This is a genomic window from Streptomyces sp. NPDC001220 (genome assembly GCF_053597895.1).
In genome coordinates this window covers 230,387-245,709 of the sequence record NZ_JBSFJE010000015.1, presented here as the reverse complement: position 1 = coordinate 245,709, position 15,323 = coordinate 230,387, and the positions used below count along the sequence as shown (strand labels likewise).

Genomic DNA, 15,323 nt, shown 5'->3' with positions numbered 1-15,323 from the left:
CGCTGTCCGCCGTCCGTCACAGGCGTGTCACAGGAACCTCCGGTGCGCATGCCGGCGGCGGCCGGGTGGTAGGGGCGCGGACTGGTGCTCCGTGTCGGCCGGGATCATCCTGGGAGAAGAGCCGGCCGTGCAGGTTCCGCGAAGGATGAGCGGCGATGGAACGACGTCCCACCCCTCCCAGCAACCGGGCGCAGACCCACGCCGTACCGCAGGGGACCTACACCGCCGCGGTCACGGTCGACGAACGGGGTGCCGTGACCGGCTGGAGCGACGGGGCCAGGCTGCTGCTGGGCTACCCGCCCGCCGAGATCCTGGGACAGGAGGCCGCCCGGCTGCTGGCCGAGCCGGACGGGGCCACCTGGCGCGAGGCGGCCGCCGGCGCGCGGTGGAGCGGGACCGCGGCCCTGCGCCACCGGGACGGGCACCGGCTGGACCGGGACGTACTCGTGCACCGCCGGCCCTCCGGCGACCGGCCGGGCGGCACGGAGTGGCGGGTGGTGTCCGCCGTCACCGGACCGCCGGTGGCCGCCGCCGACCAGACGCTCGGCGAATGGGCCTTCGGCCAGTCCCCGTGCGTCGCCGCCGTCTTCGACGAGGGCCTGCGTCTGGTGCTGGCCAGTGTCGGGATGCAGCGCGGCCTGTCCCTCGCCGAGGGCACGATGCGCGGGCTGCGGCTGACCGACATCGCCCCGTACGAGGGCGGCGCCGAGGCCGAGTCCGGTATGCGGCGGATCCTGGCCGGCGGCGGCCCCGAGGACGTGCACCTGCGTCCGGACCCGGCCGACCCCGACCACGACTGGCACGGACGGCTCGCCCCGCTGACGGACACGGAGGGGCAGGTGCGGGCGGTGACCCTGACGGCCCACGCCGACCCGTCCGAGCAGCTGGTGTGGCGGCGGATGCTGCTGCTCAGCGACGCCGGGGTGCGGATCGGCACCAGCTCCGACGTGCAGCGCACCGCACGGGAGCTGGCCGACGTGGTCGTCCCCACCTTCGCCGACGCCTGCGCCGTGGACCTGCTGGACGCGGCCAGGCCCGGTGCGCCGGGCGCCGACGGCCGTGCGCTGCGACGGGCGGCCGTACGGGCGGCGCCCCAGAGCCCACCGCTCCCGCATCCCTCCGGCGAGGTGCTGCGCTGCCCGCCCTGGTCGCCGTCGGGCCGGTGCCTGGCGGAGGGACGGGGCACGGTGTACGCGAGCGACGACGAGATCGTGACCCGCTGGGCGCGGGAGGATCCGCTGGCGGCCGCGTGGATACGGGAGAGCGGGGCGCACTCGCTGATGGCGGTGCCGCTCCGGGCGTCCGGCACCACGTTCGGGGTGGCCCTGTTCGGGCGGAGCCTGCGCAGCGAGCCGTTCGACCCGGAGGATCTGTGGGTGGCCGAGCAGCTGGCGGTCCGCACCGCCACCAGCATCCACGGCGCCGAACGCGCCCAGCGCCAGCACACCACCACGATGACCCTGCAGCGCAGCCTGCTCCCGCAGACGCTCCCCGAACAGGCGGCGCTGGACATCGCCACCCGCTATCTGCCCTCGGTCAGCCAGGCCGGGGTGGGCGGCGACTGGTTCGACGTGATCCCGCTGTCCGGGACCCGGGTCGCGCTCGTCGTGGGCGACGTGGTCGGCCACGGCATGCGGGCCGCCGCCACCATGGGCCGGGTCCGCACCGCCGTCCGCACCCTGGCCGACGTGGACCTGCCGCCCGACGAACTCCTCAGTCACCTCGACGACCTGGTCGTCCACCTCTCCGCCGAGGAGGCCGGCGCCGACAACGCCGAGGAGACCGCCGGCGGCGTCGGCACCACCTGCCTGTACGGCGTGTACGACCCGGTCACCCGCCGGTTCACCGTGGCCCGGGCCGGACACCCGCCGCCCGCCGTGGTCACCTCGGGCGCGGTCCACTTCCTCGACGTGCCGGCCGGACCCCCGCTGGGCCTGGGCGGGCTGCCCTTCGAGTCCTTCGAGACGGAACTGCCCGAGGGCAGCCTGATCGCCCTCTACACCAACGGCCTGCTGGAACCCCGCGACCACGACATCGACGAGGCCCTCGACAAGATGTTCGGCGCGCTCGGCCGCCCCGCGCAGAACCTGGACACCGTCTGCGACCGGGTCCTGACGACCATGCTCACCCACCGCCCCGACGACGACATCGCCCTGCTGGTCGCCCGCACCCGGGCCCTGCACGCCGACCGGGTCGCCACCTGGGAGCTGCCCTTCGACCTGGCCGCCGTCGCCGACGCCCGCAAACACGCCACCGACCAGCTGGTCACCTGGCACCTGGAGGAGGCCGCGTTCATCACCGAGCTGATCGTCAGCGAGATGGTCACCAACGCGTTCCGGTACGGCCGGCCGCCCGTCCGGCTCCGGCTCATCCACGACGACCACACCCTCACCTGCGAGGTCTTCGACTCCAGCAACACGGCCCCGCACATGCGGCGGGCCCACACCTACGACGAGGGTGGCCGCGGCCTGCTCCTCGTCGGCCAGCTCACCCAGCGCTGGGGCACCCGCCACGCCACCACCGGCAAGACCGTCTGGGCGGAACAGTTCCTCACGGAGGACTGAACGTTCCGGCGGACTCGGAGGGGCGGGGCCAGGGGCCGAACACCGGGCGGGCCCAGGCGGGCGGGCGGGGGGTGGGGGCGGTGCCCCGGCGGACCGTGGGGGTCCGGTCGACGGGGCGCTCCGGCGAGGCCGGCTCCGCCGGTACGACGCCGTACGCGGCGAGCCGCAGCGCGCCCACGAACTCCAGGCAGGAGCCGTAACGGTCCTCGGGGACCTTGGCCAGCGCCTTGGCGAACACCTCGTCCAGCCCCGGCGGCAGCCCGGTCCGCACCTCGCTCAGCGCGGGCGGCCGGTCGTACTGGTGCGCCCAGAGCAGGGCGATGTCCTCGTCCCGGACGAACGGCGGACCGCCGGCGAGCATCTCGAAGACCACGCAGGCCAGGCTGTAGAGATCGCACCGGCCGTCCACCGGGCGGCCCGAGATCTGCTCCGGCGCCACGTAGTCCAGCGTCCCGACGAACTCGCCGACCGTCGTGAACCCCGTCAGCGAAAGCGACTTCTTGGTGAGCCCGAAATCCGTGAGGTAGACGTGCTCCGGGTGGTCGCTGTCGGTGCCCCGCGCCACCAGCACGTTGCCGGGCTTCACATCCCGGTGCACCAGATCGTGCTCGTGGGCCGCGTCGAGCGCCGAGGCGACCTGCGCGGCGATCCGCAGGGCCGCGGCCACCGGCAGCACGCCCTCCCTGTCCAGCAGCGCGCGCAGATCCGGGCCCGACACGTAGCGCATCGCGATGTACAGCACGCCGTCCGTCTCGCCGGCCTCGAAGATCGGCACGATGTGGGGGTGGTCCAGGGCGGCCGCCACCCGCGACTCGTAGGTGAAGCGGCGGCGGAAGGTGTCGTTGCGGGCCATCTCCGGGGCGAGCAGCTTCAGGGCGACGGTGCGGTCCAGGCGCAGGTCCGTGGCACGGTAGACGACGGCCATCCCGCCCCGCCCGATCTCGCCCTCGACCTCGTATCCCGCGATGCGCGTCGCCATGGCATGTCCACCCCGTAGCGTGTCAAACCTGTCCACATCGTAAACCAGCGGTGCGGCGTCCCGCCTGGGCGGCGGTGCTCGCACACAGGGACGGTGGGCGATGACCGAGAAGACCTCCGCCCGCCACTTCCAGTGGAGCCGTGGTGCGCGGCAGGGGCACGTTCCGACGGTTCGGGACTTGACGTGGGGAGACCCCGGTCCCTCCGGTCCCTAGGGAGCGGCCGCCTGCCAGCCGGTCCAGTGCGACACGGTCACGAGAACGACCGGACCGCCCGGCGGGCGTTCCCGGTACTGCGGGTATTTCTCCCGAAGCGGCTCGATGACCCCCGCGCCGGCGGGAATCACCCGCGCCGTACCGTCTGCCCTGACCCACCACAGGTGGTCCCAGTTCTCGTCGTACTCGTCCACGAGCAGGCTCACGGCCGGCCGTGCGGCGATGTTGCGCAGCCGCTTGAGGCGGGGCGTGGTCTTGGGTTTGTGGTCCACGGCGGTGACGATCCCCTCGGCCCCGTACCGCGCGAAGACGACCGGCACCAGATGCGGGCGGCCGCTCTCGTCGACGGTGGCGAGCCGTGCCACGCGCGCCCCGGCGAACCGCCGCCGCGCCTCGCCCTCGGCCAGTTCCGGCACGGCGTCCCTCCCCGTCAGGCACCGCTCAGCGCGTCCAGCACGTCGGCGTCGGTCAGTTGCGCGAAGTCGTCGTACCACTGGCCGACCGCGTTGAACAGCTCCGGCCGGTACGGGCAGACGACGAGGTCGGCCTCGGCGGCGAGCGCGTCCAGGGAGTCGGGCGCGCCGACCGGGACGGCGAGCACGGTCCGGGCGGGACCCCGGCCCCGTACGTGGCGCAGCGCGGCACGGGCGGTCGAGCCGGTGGCCAGGCCGTCGTCGACGACGATCACGGTGCGGCCGCGCAGCTCGGGCGCCGGCCGACCCTGCCGGTAGCGGCGCTCGCGGCGGCGCAGTTCCCGCCGCTCCCGTTCCACCACGGGGGCCAGGGTGTCCTCGCTCATGCCCAGGTGTGCCAGGGTCGCCCGGTCGAGGAGCGGCGGGTCGTACCCGGTGATCGCGCCGACGCCGAACTCCTCGTGGTGCGGGGCTCCGATCTTGCGTACGACGAGCACGTCGAGCGGGGCCGACAGCTCGCGCGCGACCTCCGCGGCGACAGCCGCGCCGCCCCGCGGCAGCGCCAGCACGATCGGGTCCGGCAGATCGCCCTCGTCGCTCAACTTCCGCAGCACGGCGGCGAGTTCACGACCGGCCTGGGCGCGGTCCCGGTAGCGCACGGCTCGTCCTCTCCGGTCGGGCTCGGCCCCCTCCTTCCATGGTCACACCCGAAGGCGCCGAAGACCGAGTCCGCCCGGAGAATGCGCACAGGCCCTCTATTCACCGTGCGTACAGTCCCGCCCTCGAGGAGCGCGGGCACGCCTTCGCGACCGTCCCCCCCCCAGCCGCCGGCACCCGGCGAGGCCTCACCCGGAGAGGTGTACCGGCCCTGGAGGCCTTCGTCGCGACCGCAGCGGTCGGCCGGCAGGACGCGCATCCTGTTTCTGTCGGTCCTGTGAACAGACGGTGTGCACCCCGCGGAGCCTGGCCGATTCCCTACGATCGTTCCGTGGTCACCTTCCTTCTCCACCGCACGGCTCCGCTGCCGATCGACGAGGCGTGGCGCCGGCTCACGGAGTGGTCCGCGCACGCCGATGCGGTCCCTCTGACCCGCATCACCGTGCTCACCGATCCGCCGACGCACGAGGGCACGGTCTTCGTGGCGCGGTCCGGGCTCGGACCGCTGTCCTTCGAGGACCCCATGGAGGTGACCGTCTGGGAGCCCCCCGAGGACGGCGGCTCCGGCCGCTGCCGCCTGGTCAAGCACGGCCGGGTGGTGCGCGGCTGGGCCGAACTGGAAGTGCACCCGGGGCCGGGCGGCCGTACCCGGGTGGTCTGGCACGAGGAGCTACGGGTGCGGGGGCTGCCGTCGGCCTTCGACCCACTGGTGCGCGGGGCCTCCCGGGCGGTGTTCGGGCGGGCGGTCAACGCGCTGCTCAGGAAGGCGTAGGCGCCGCCCCTTGGCAGTTCCCGGCCGCACGATGGACAGCGGCTCTCCGGTGCCGAACGGTCACCGTGACGGCGTGGTGATCGCCGCGGACGCCTTCGTGCGGCTTCTGGAACGGGACCCGGGACTGTGTCTGTCCGTCCTGCGCAGTGGCGTGGGCCGGTTACGGGACTCCGACGGGCTGCGCGCCGAACAGGGCGCCCGCACCACCCGGGCCCGGGTCGCCGGGCTGCTGGTGAAGCTCGCCGTGCAGTACGGCTCGGCCGCGCCGGAGACCCTGCCGGGTGCCGTCTCCGTCCAGGTCACCCAGCGTGAACTGGCCGCCGCCACCGGGGCGTCCAGGGAGTCGGTGGTGCGCTGTCTGCGGGCCATGCAGCAGGAGGGCCTGGTGGCCACCCGGCGGGCCCGCACCGTCGTACTCGATCTGGCGGGGTTCCGGCGCTGGGCCGAGGAATGACCCGCTCGGCTCGCGCCACGAAGCCGGAAGACGTGCACCGCGAACGCATCGGAACGGAACTCCCCCCGCCGAACGCGTCATTTGACGCTGTCCGACGCCCCCGAAGGCGCTTCCATCGACCCCTGGCGCCCGGACCGGTACGGCGATCGGGGGAACGGACCGGGCGCTCCGCTCCCTGCGGGGTGGCCTGGCCCGGGGGGAGTCAGGCCACCGACCCGATCCGCCGCGTCGGTGTCGACGCCGTGTCGTGGTGGATCGGGGTGTGGGCGCCGGTCAGGGAGATGCCGCTGCCGCCGCGGCGGTTGGCGACGATCTCGGCCGCGATCGACAGGGCGGTCTCCTCGGGCGTACGGGCGCCGAGGTCCAGGCCGATCGGGGACCTGAGGCGGGCCAGCTCCAGCTCGGTGACGCCGACCTCGCGCAGCCGCTGGTTGCGGTCCAGGTGGGTGCGGCGCGAGCCCATCGCGCCGACGTACGCCACCGGCAGGCGCAGGGCGAGCCGGAGCAGCGGGATGTCGAACTTGGCGTCGTGGGTGAGGACGCACAGAACGGTACGGCCGTCCACCCGCGTGCGCTCCAGGTACGTGTGCGGCCACTCGACGACGATCTCGTCGGCCTCCGGGAAGCGGGCCTTGGTGGCGAAGACGGGCCGCGCGTCGCACACCGTCACGTGGTAGCCGAGGAACTTGCCGACGCGGACCAGCGCCGACGCGAAGTCGATCGCCCCGAAGACGATCATCCGGGGAGCCGGGACCGAGGACTCGACCAGCACGGTGAGCGGCGCTCCGCAGCGGGAGCCCTGCTCTCCGATCTCCAGGGTGCCGGTGCGGCCCGCGTCCAGGAAGGCTCCGGCCTCGGCGGCCACCGTGCGGTCCAGTTCGGGGTGGGCGCCGAAGCCGCCCCGGCAGCCGCCGTCGGCGTCCACGAGCAGGGCGCGGCCGAGGAGTTCGGCCGGCCCGGTGACGATCCGGGCGACGGCCGCCGCCTCCCCCCGCACGGCGGCGGCCAGCGCGGCCTCGACCACCGGCCGGGCGGGGTCGTCCGCCCGTACCGGGGTGACGAGGATGTCGATGACGCCGCCACAGGTCAGGCCGACGGCGAAGGCGTCCTCGTCGCTGTAGCCGAAGCGCTCCAGGACGGTGTCGCCGTCCTCCAGCGCCTGCCGGCACAGCTCGTACACGGCACCCTCCACACACCCGCCGGAGACCGAGCCCACGGCGGTGCCGTCGGCGTCCACCGCGAGGGCGGCGCCGGGCTGGCGCGGGGCGCTGCCGCCGACCGCCACCACCGTGGCCACGGCGAAGTCACGGCCGTCCGCGACCCACCGGTTCAGCTCCTCGGCGATGTCCAGCATCTCTCGGTCTCCTTACACGACGGCGATGGTGCAGAGGGTCTGGGTGAGCAGCCGGGCTAATGGACGCCGAGCCAGCTCTCTATGGGATGGAGGGCGAAATAGACCAGGAAGATCACTGTCAGGCCCCACATGAATGCTCCGATTTCGCGGGCCTTCCCCTGAGCTGCCTTGATGGCGGTGTAGGAGATGACGCCGGCGGCCACACCGGTGGTGATGGTGTAGGTGAAGGGCATCAGCACGACCGTCAGGAACACCGGGATCGCGGTGGCCCGGTCGGCCCAGTCCACGTGCCGGGCGTTCATCAGCATCATCGCGCCGATGACCACCAGGGCGGCCGAGGCGACCTCCTGCGGGACGATCGCGGTGAGCGGGGTGAAGAAGAGACAGGCCGCGAAGAACAGGCCGGTGACCACCGAGGCGAGTCCGGTGCGGGCGCCCTCGCCGACGCCGGTCGCCGACTCGATGAACACGGTCTGCCCGGAGCCGCCGGCCACCCCTCCGATCGCGCCGCCCGCTCCGTCGATGAACAGCGCCTTGGACAGGCCCGGCATCCGGCCCTTGTCGTCGGCGAGCCCGGCCTCGGTGCCGACGCCGATGATGGTGGCCATCGCGTCGAAGAAACCGGCGAGCACCAGCGTGAAGACGATCATCGCGACCGTCATCGCGCCGACCTTGCCCCAGCCGCCGAACTCGACGTGCCCGAAGAGCGAGAAGTCCGGCATGGAGACGGCGGAGCCGTGCAGTTCGGGCGCGCCGTTGGCCCACTGCCTGGGGTCGATGACACCCAGGCCGTTGAGTACCGCGGCCACGACGGTGCCGCTGACGATGCCGATCAGGATGGCACCGGGGACGTTCCGGGCCTGGAGCATGAAGATCAGCAGCAGGGTGCCGGCGAAGAGCAGCACCGGCCAGCCGGTGAGTTCGCCCGCCGGGCCGAGGCTGAGCGGGGTGGCCTTGCCCTGGTGCACGAAGCCGGACTTGTAGAGACCGATGAGGGCGATGAACAGGCCGATGCCCATGGTGATGCCGTGCTTGAGCGCGAGCGGGATCGCGTTCATGATCATCTCGCGGAGGCCGGTGACGACCAGGAGCATGATGACCACGCCGTACAGCACGCACATGCCCATCGCCTGCGGCCAGGTCATCTGTGGGGCGACCTGCGACGACAGCACGCCCGAGACGGACAGGCCGGCGGCGAGCGCGAGCGGCACCTTGCCGACGGAGCCCATCAGCAGCGTGGTGAAGGCCGCGGCGAACGCGGTCGCGGTGATCAGGGCCTTCTGGCCGAGGGCGTCCCCGGCCACGTCCTTGCCGGACAGGATCAGGGGGTTGAGCAGGAGGATGTACGCCATCGCCATGAAGGTGGTGACGCCGCCGCGGACCTCACGCGCGACGGTGGAGCCTCTCCGGGAGATGTGAAAGTACCGGTCGAGCCAGGATCGTCCGGCCGGGACGCGGGTTCCCTCACCCGCGTCGTCGGCGACGGTCTCCGGCTCAAGTGACTGCTGGGTCATATGGGCCTACTCCCAAGGTTCAAAGGGGCACCCGCGACGTGCCTTCGGCGATTGCGGGATTTGGGGAGGTGCCCGACCCGGGGGACGGCCCGAGGCGAACATTCAGGGGTCCTGGGGGACGGAGTCCCCCAGGAGAACTCACCGGATCAGACCCCGGAGGGTCCGGTGCCGGTGAGGTGTTCCGGGCGGACCGGCGTGCGGTTCAGCTCCAGGCCCGTCGCGTTCCGGATCGCCGCGAGGACGGCCGGGGTCGACGACAGGGTCGGGGCTTCGCCGATGCCACGGAGCCCGTACGGGGCGTGGTCGTCGGCGAGTTCGAGGACGTCGACCGGGATGGTCGGCGTGTCGAGGATGGTCGGGATCAGGTAGTCGGTGAAGGACGGGTTCCTGACCTTCGCGGTCTTCGGGTCGACGATGATCTCCTCCATCACCGCGACGCCCAGGCCCTGGGTCGTACCGCCCTGGATCTGGCCGACGACGGAGAGCGGGTTGAGCGCCTTGCCGACGTCCTGGGCGCAGGCCAGTTCGATCACCTTGACCAGGCCCAGTTCGGTGTCGACCTCGACGACCGCGCGGTGGGCGGCGAAGCTGTACTGGACATGGCCGTTGCCCTGGCCGCTGTGCAGGTCGAAGGGCTCGGTCGGCCGGTGCCGCCACTCCGCCTCGATCTCGACCGCGTCGTCCCCGAGCACGTCGGCCAGGTCGCTGAGCACCTCGCCGCCGTCGGTGACGACCTTGCCGCCCTCGAGGAGCAGTTCGGCCGTGGCCCAGGCCGGGTGGTACGTACCGAACCTGCGGCGCCCGAGCTCCAGCACCTTCTCGCGGACGAGCTCGCAGGCGTTCTTGACGGCGCCGCCGGTGACGTACGTCTGGCGCGAGGCCGAGGTCGAACCGGCGCTGCCCACCTGGGTGTTGGCGGGATGGATGGTGACCTGGGTGACGCCGAGTTCGGTACGGGCGATCTGCGCGTGGACGGTGACCCCGCCCTGGCCGACCTCCGCCATCGCGGTGTGCACGGTGGCGACCGGCTGCCCGCCGACCACCTCCATACGGACCTTGGCGGTCGAGTAGTCGTCGAAGCCCTCGGAGAAGCCGACGTTCTTGATGCCGACCGCGTAGCCGACACCGCGGACGACGCCTTCGCCGTGCGTGGTGTTGGACAGGCCGCCGGGCAGCTGCCGTACGTCGGCCTGCTCGCCGGCCGAGAGCCACTGCTGCTCGGGCGGCATGGGCATCGCCTTGACCCGGCGCAGGAGTTCGGCGACCGGGGCCGGGGAGTCGACCGGCTGGCCGGTGGGCAGCAGGGAGCCCTGCTCCATGGCGTTCAGCTTCCTGAACTCCACCGGGTCCATGCCGAGTTGCGCCGCGACCTTGTCCATCTGCGCCTCGTAGGCGAAGCACGCCTGGACCGCGCCGAAGCCGCGCATCGCACCGCAGGGCGGGTTGTTGGTGTAGAGGGCGATGGCCTCGACCTCGACGTCGTCGACGACGTAGGGGCCGATGCCGAGCGAGGAGGCGTTGCCGACGACGGCCGGGGAGGCGGAGGCGTAGGCGCCGCCGTCGAGCACGATCCGGCACTTGACGTGCGTCAGCCTGCCCTCACGGGTGGCGCCGTGCTCGTAGTAGAGGCGGGCCGGGTGGCGGTGGACATGGCCGAAGAAGGACTCGAAGCGGTTGTAGACGATCTTGACCGGCTTGCCGGTGCGCAGGGCCAGCAGACAGGCGTGGATCTGCATCGACAGGTCCTCGCGGCCGCCGAACGCGCCGCCGACGCCGGCCAGTGTCATCCGCACCTTGTCCTCGGGCAGGCCGAGGACCGGGGCGATCTGGCGCAGGTCGGAGTGGAGCCACTGGGTGGCGATGTAGAGGTGGACGCCGCCGTCCTCCTCGGGCACCGCGAGACCGGACTCGGGGCCGAGGAAGGCCTGGTCCTGCATGCCGAAGTAGTACTCGCCCTTGACGATGACATCGGCCCGCCGGGCGGCCTCGTCGGCGTCGCCGCGGACGATCGGCTGGCGGTGCACGATGTTCGGGTGCGGGACGTGGCCGCTGTGGTGGTCGTCGCGGTTCTCGTGGATGTGGACGGCGCCCGGGGCGGTCGCGGAGGCCTCGTCGGTGATGACGGGCAGCTCGCGGTACTCGACCTTGATCTTGGCGGCGGCGCGGCGGGCGGTCTCCGGGTGGTCGGCGGCGACGATCGCGACCGGCTCGCCGTGGTGGCGTACCTTGCCGTGCGCGAGGACCGGGGTGTCCTGGATCTCCAGGCCGTAGTTCTTCACCTCGGTCGGCAGGTCGTCGTAGGTCATGACCGCGTAGACGCCGGGCTGGGCGAGGGCCTCGCTGGTGTCGATCGACACGATCTCGGCGTGCGCGACCGTGGAGCGCAGGATCTGGCCCCAGAGCATGTCCTCGTGCCACAGGTCGGACGAGTACGCGAACTCTCCGGTGACCTTGAGGGTGCCGTCCGGGCGGAGCGTGGACTCGCCGATGCCGCCCTTGGTCTGGGAGCCCTGGGTGATCTTGGTGGGAGTGCCGATGGTGGGCATGTCGCTCAGACCGCCTCTCCCTGCCGGGCGGCCGCCAGGCGGACCGCGTCCATGATCTTCTCGTAGCCGGTGCAGCGGCACAGGTTGCCCGAGAGCGCCTCGCGGATGTCCGCGTCGGTCGGGTTCGGGTTGTGCTCCAGCATCTCGTCGGCGGCGACCAGCAGACCCGGGGTGCAGAAGCCGCACTGCACCGCGCCGGCGTCGATGAACGCCTGCTGGATCGGGGAGAGCGGGGTGCCTTCGCCGGTGTGGGAGTCGGTGCCCTTGGCCTGCCAGCCCCGGGCCGCGTCCAGCGAGGTCCCGTGGGCGTCGCCGCAGGAGCGCTGCCGGGCGTGGTCCGCGAGCCCCTCGACGGTGACGACCTCGCGGCCCTCGGCCTGACCGGCCGCGACCAGGCAGGAACACACGGGCACGCCGTCCAGCCGGACGGTGCAGGATCCGCACTCGCCCTGCTCGCAGGCGTTCTTGGAACCGGGGAGACCGAGCCGCTCGCGCAGCACGTAGAGCAGGCTCTCGCCCTCCCAGACGTCGTCGGCTTCCTGGGGACGTCCGTTGACGGTGAAGTTGACGCGCATCAGGCGACACTCCCCTTCTGATAGGTGGTGCCGCGGTACGACTCCCAGGTCCAGGTGAGGGTCCGGCGGGCCATCACACCGACCGCGTGACGGCGGTAGCTCGCGGTGCCCCGGACGTCGTCGATCGGGTTGCAGGCGGCGGCGCACAGGTCCGCGAACTGCTTGGCGACCGACGGTGTGATGATCTTTCCGTTGTCCCAGAAGCCGCCCTCGTCGAGCGCCGCGTTCAGGAAGTCCTCGGCGGTCTTCGCGCGCACCGGCGTGGGAGCGGCCGAACCGATCCCGGTGCGCACGGTCCGCGTCCGCGGGTGCAGGGCGAGCCCGAAGGCGCACACGGCGATGACCATGGCGTTGCGGGTGCCGACCTTGGAGTACTGCTGGGGTCCGTCGGCCTTCTTCACGTGCACCGCGCGGATCAGCTCGTCCGGCGCCAGGGCGTTGCGCTTGACTCCGGTGTAGAAGTCGTCGATGGGGATGAGCCGGGTGCCGCGCACCGACTCGGCCTCGACCTCGGCGCCGGCCGCGAGCAGCGCGGGGTGGGCGTCACCGGCCGGGGAGGCGGTGCCGAGGTTGCCGCCGACGCCGCCGCGGTTGCGGATCTGCGGGGAGGCGACGGTGTGCGAGGCGAGGGCCAGGCCCGGCAGCTCGGCGCGCAGGTTCTCCATGATCCGGGTGTACGGCACGGAGGCGCCGAGCCGTACGCTCTCCTCGCCGACCTCCCATTCGTAGAGATCGCCGATGCGGTTGAGATCGAGGAGGTGTTCGGGCCGGCGGTGGTCGAAGTTGATCTCGACCATCACATCGGTGCCACCCGCGATCGGCACTGCGGTGGGGTGCTCGGCCTTCGCGGCGAGCGCCTCCTCCCAGCTGGCGGGGCGAAGGAAGTCCATGACCGGCTCTCTTCTCCGTCTCGTGAGTCTCGTGAGTCGTGCGGATTGAGCCAATCCGTGTGCGGCGGGCCCGGCTCGTTCATGTCCTGTTAACGCGGAATGAGGTCAGTACACCGCCCCGTACTCCAGTGGGGTCAGTCACCGAAACCATGAAGGAGTTGGCTGGCCAGCACGGGCATCTTGTAGATTCGTATGAACGGAGGTCATCAGTAACCTCCTGGTTTTCCTGAGGAAACGCGGGAAACGCCCAGGCACCTCGTGATCGCGGCCCGTGACCTCGCACGCCGGGCGCCCCATCCATGACACTGCAAGATCCATCGTAGATTTCGAGACACAGAACGGCGGCGACGAGATGCGGCTGCGCGCACTGCTGGACACCGATGCGCTGGGCCTGCGGCTGCTCGGCGGCGAGGACGAGCTGGACCGCACCGTGCGCGGGGTGATGACCACGGACCTGCGGGACCCCAGCCGCTACCTCTCGGGCGGTGAGCTGGTGCTGACGGGCCTGGCCTGGCGCCGGAACGCCGCGGACTCCGAGCCGTTCGTACGACTCCTGGCGCAGGCCGGAGTGGCCGCCCTGGCCGCCGGTGAGGCCGAGCTCGGGGACATCCCGGACGACCTGGTGGTGGCCTGCGCCCAGCACCGCCTCCCGCTCTTCGCGGTGCACGAGTCGGTGGCGTTCGCGACGATCACCGAGCATGTCGTACGGCAGGTCAGCGGCGAGCGGGCCGGGGACCTGGCGGCCGTCGTGGACCGGCACCGCCGGATGATGACCTCGGGCCCGGCGGGCGGCGGCCCGGACGTGGTCCTGGACCTGCTCGGCTCGGACCTCGACCTGCGGGCCTGGGTGCTCTCCCCGACCGGCCGTCTGATCGCGGGCTCCAAGGTGTCCGGGCCCGCGCTGCCGGCCGACGCCTGCGCCCGGCTGGCCGCCGAGCACCTGGCCGCGACCCGCACCGGCCGCCGGGGCCCGCACCGGGTCCTCCTGGACGGCGCCACGTACTCGCTCTTCCCGATCCGCTCCTGGGGCCACCGCCCGGCGGTGGCCGGGGGAGGGCGCTCCCCGCAGGGCTCCCGGGACGTGCGCGAGACCGTGCTCTCGGACTGGCTGCTGGCCGTCGAGGCGGACGCGAGCGACTGGCAGGACGAGCGCCTCGACCTGCTCCAGGGCGTCACCCAGCTGATCGCCGTCGAGCGCGACCGCCGCGACGCGGCCCGTACGGTACGGCGCCGGCTCGCCCAGGAGGTGCTGGAGCTGGTCCAGACGGGCGCGGCCCCGGCCGAGATCGCCGCGCGTCTGCGGGTGGCCGCGCCCGTCCTGCTGCCGGGCCTCGGCGCGGCCCCCCACTGGCAGGTGGTCGTGGCCCGCGCCGAATGGGACGGCGGGGAGGTCGAGGGCGGTCCGGTCGCGCAGTCGCTCCTGGAGGAGATCCTGGTCGACCCACTGGCCACCGGCCCGGAGCCGTCCGACCGGATAGCGGTCGCCCACACCGGCGACGAGGCGGTCGCCCTGGTCCCGCTCCCCGCGGTCTCCACCGAGCACGACGGCTCGGAGTCCGGTGTGCACGCCGACGCCCTCCTGAAGACGGTGCGCGGCCCCCTGTCCGCGGGCCTGGACGACGACGGCCGGGTCACCCTCGGCGTCAGTGCGGCCGTGCACTCGGCGGAGGGGCTGCGCGGGGCCCTGGAGGAGGCCCGGCACGCCCGCCGGGTGGCCGCGGCCCGCCCCGGCCGGGTCTGCGCGGCCGGCCACCAGGAGCTGGCCTCGCACGTCCTGCTGCTGCCCTTCGTCCCCGACGACGTCCGTCGCGCCTTCACCGCCCGCCTGCTGGACCCGCTCACCGACTACGACCGCCGGCACCGTGCCGAGCTGATCCCGACCCTCGAGGCGTTCCTCGACTGCGACGGCTCCTGGACCCGCTGCGCCACCCGGCTCCACCTGCACGTCAACACGCTGCGCTATCGCGTGGGCAGGATCGAGCAGTTGACGGGCCGGGACCTCTCCCGGCTGGAGGACAAGCTCGATTTCTTCTTGGCATTGCGGATGAGCTGAGGTCACGCGGGCGTGCGACCGGCTCGCGCCAAGTGCCCTCGCTGTCCCACGACTTTGTGAAATTATTCACCCACCCTCTTGGCCCCGCGTGGCGATCGGTGCTGGAATGCGGCCACCACTTCACAGCTCGACGGCGCGCTGGGCCTGCCCTTCGGATCAGGTCGGTGTCGAGGCACCCCGCCTCGCGACACCGATGAGCGGGGCGTGGTGCGTGCAGCTGCAAGGCGGAGGAGGGAACCGACGCGGAGCGTCGGTGACCGACGACGACGCCGCAGCTGCACGTGCCACGCCCCGCGACCCCGGGCTGAGCCGAAGGGCAGGACCCTGGGGAGGGCAAC

The 15,323-nt window shown here is 72.7% G+C and carries 12 protein-coding genes; 4 read left to right on the top strand and 8 right to left on the bottom strand.

All coding sequences use genetic code 11. The annotated features are described in order from the left end of the window. The first annotated feature begins 155 nt into the window (after window positions 1-155). Window positions 156-2,564 carry a SpoIIE family protein phosphatase gene (locus tag ACWDGI_RS32635; RefSeq protein WP_450765225.1) on the top strand — a complete coding sequence of 803 codons (2,409 nt, stop codon included), beginning with the start codon at window positions 156-158 and terminating at the stop codon, window positions 2,562-2,564. Here the strand turns inward: ACWDGI_RS32635 and ACWDGI_RS32630 are convergent. From ACWDGI_RS32630 to ACWDGI_RS32620, 3 genes are all read right to left on the bottom strand, one after another. Continuing rightward, on the bottom strand, window positions 2,551-3,543 hold the full coding sequence (locus ACWDGI_RS32630) for a protein kinase domain-containing protein (RefSeq protein ID WP_450765223.1): 993 nt from the start codon (window positions 3,541-3,543) through the stop codon (window positions 2,551-2,553). The genes ACWDGI_RS32635 and ACWDGI_RS32630 overlap by 14 nt on opposite strands. A 210-nt stretch (window positions 3,544-3,753) precedes the next feature. Continuing rightward, a complete protein-coding gene (locus ACWDGI_RS32625; protein ID WP_450765221.1) occupies window positions 3,754-4,173 on the bottom strand; it encodes a TIGR03668 family PPOX class F420-dependent oxidoreductase in 420 nt (139 codons plus the stop codon). Between the two features lie 14 nt (window positions 4,174-4,187). Further along, a complete protein-coding gene (locus ACWDGI_RS32620; RefSeq protein WP_450765219.1) occupies window positions 4,188-4,829 on the bottom strand; it encodes a phosphoribosyltransferase in 642 nt (213 codons plus the stop codon). 329 nt (window positions 4,830-5,158) lie between these two features. Here ACWDGI_RS32620 and ACWDGI_RS32615 point away from each other — a divergent pair, with 329 nt between their 5' ends. Both ACWDGI_RS32615 and ACWDGI_RS32610 read left to right on the top strand, forming a co-directional pair. After that, window positions 5,159-5,599, top strand: a complete 441-nt coding sequence (locus ACWDGI_RS32615; protein WP_450765217.1) for an SRPBCC family protein — start codon at window positions 5,159-5,161, stop codon at window positions 5,597-5,599. Between the two features lie 73 nt (window positions 5,600-5,672). Beyond that, a complete protein-coding gene (locus tag ACWDGI_RS32610; protein ID WP_450765215.1) occupies window positions 5,673-6,053 on the top strand; it encodes a Crp/Fnr family transcriptional regulator in 381 nt (126 codons plus the stop codon). Window positions 6,054-6,255: 202 nt separating this feature from the next. On the opposite strand, the gene ACWDGI_RS32605 is transcribed toward ACWDGI_RS32610, so the two are convergent. The 5 genes from ACWDGI_RS32605 to ACWDGI_RS32585 form a co-directional block, all read right to left on the bottom strand. Next, the gene (locus tag ACWDGI_RS32605) at window positions 6,256-7,407 is read right to left on the bottom strand and encodes an XdhC family protein (protein WP_450765213.1); all 1,152 of its coding nucleotides are present in this window, start codon (window positions 7,405-7,407) and stop codon (window positions 6,256-6,258) included. A gap of 56 nt (window positions 7,408-7,463) precedes the next feature. After that, complete coding sequence (locus ACWDGI_RS32600; RefSeq protein WP_450765211.1) at window positions 7,464-8,921, bottom strand: NCS2 family permease; 1,458 nt, start codon at window positions 8,919-8,921, stop codon at window positions 7,464-7,466. A 146-nt stretch (window positions 8,922-9,067) separates the two neighbouring features. Continuing rightward, window positions 9,068-11,467: a xanthine dehydrogenase family protein molybdopterin-binding subunit gene (locus ACWDGI_RS32595; RefSeq protein ID WP_450765209.1), complete on the bottom strand. Its 2,400-nt coding sequence runs from the start codon at window positions 11,465-11,467 to the stop codon at window positions 9,068-9,070. Window positions 11,468-11,472: 5 nt separating this feature from the next. Beyond that, window positions 11,473-12,042 carry a (2Fe-2S)-binding protein gene (locus tag ACWDGI_RS32590; protein WP_450765207.1) on the bottom strand — a complete coding sequence of 190 codons (570 nt, stop codon included), beginning with the start codon at window positions 12,040-12,042 and terminating at the stop codon, window positions 11,473-11,475. Continuing rightward, window positions 12,042-12,932 carry an FAD binding domain-containing protein gene (locus ACWDGI_RS32585; RefSeq protein WP_450765205.1) on the bottom strand — a complete coding sequence of 297 codons (891 nt, stop codon included), beginning with the start codon at window positions 12,930-12,932 and terminating at the stop codon, window positions 12,042-12,044. Before ACWDGI_RS32585 ends, ACWDGI_RS32590 begins: the two co-directional genes overlap by 1 nt. Window positions 12,933-13,284: 352 nt before the next feature. Between ACWDGI_RS32585 and ACWDGI_RS32580 the strand changes: the two genes are divergently transcribed. Next, window positions 13,285-14,985 (top strand): PucR family transcriptional regulator, encoded by a 1,701-nt coding sequence (locus ACWDGI_RS32580; RefSeq protein ID WP_450765203.1) that lies wholly within the window; start codon window positions 13,285-13,287, stop codon window positions 14,983-14,985. Window positions 14,986-15,323 lie beyond the last annotated feature (338 nt).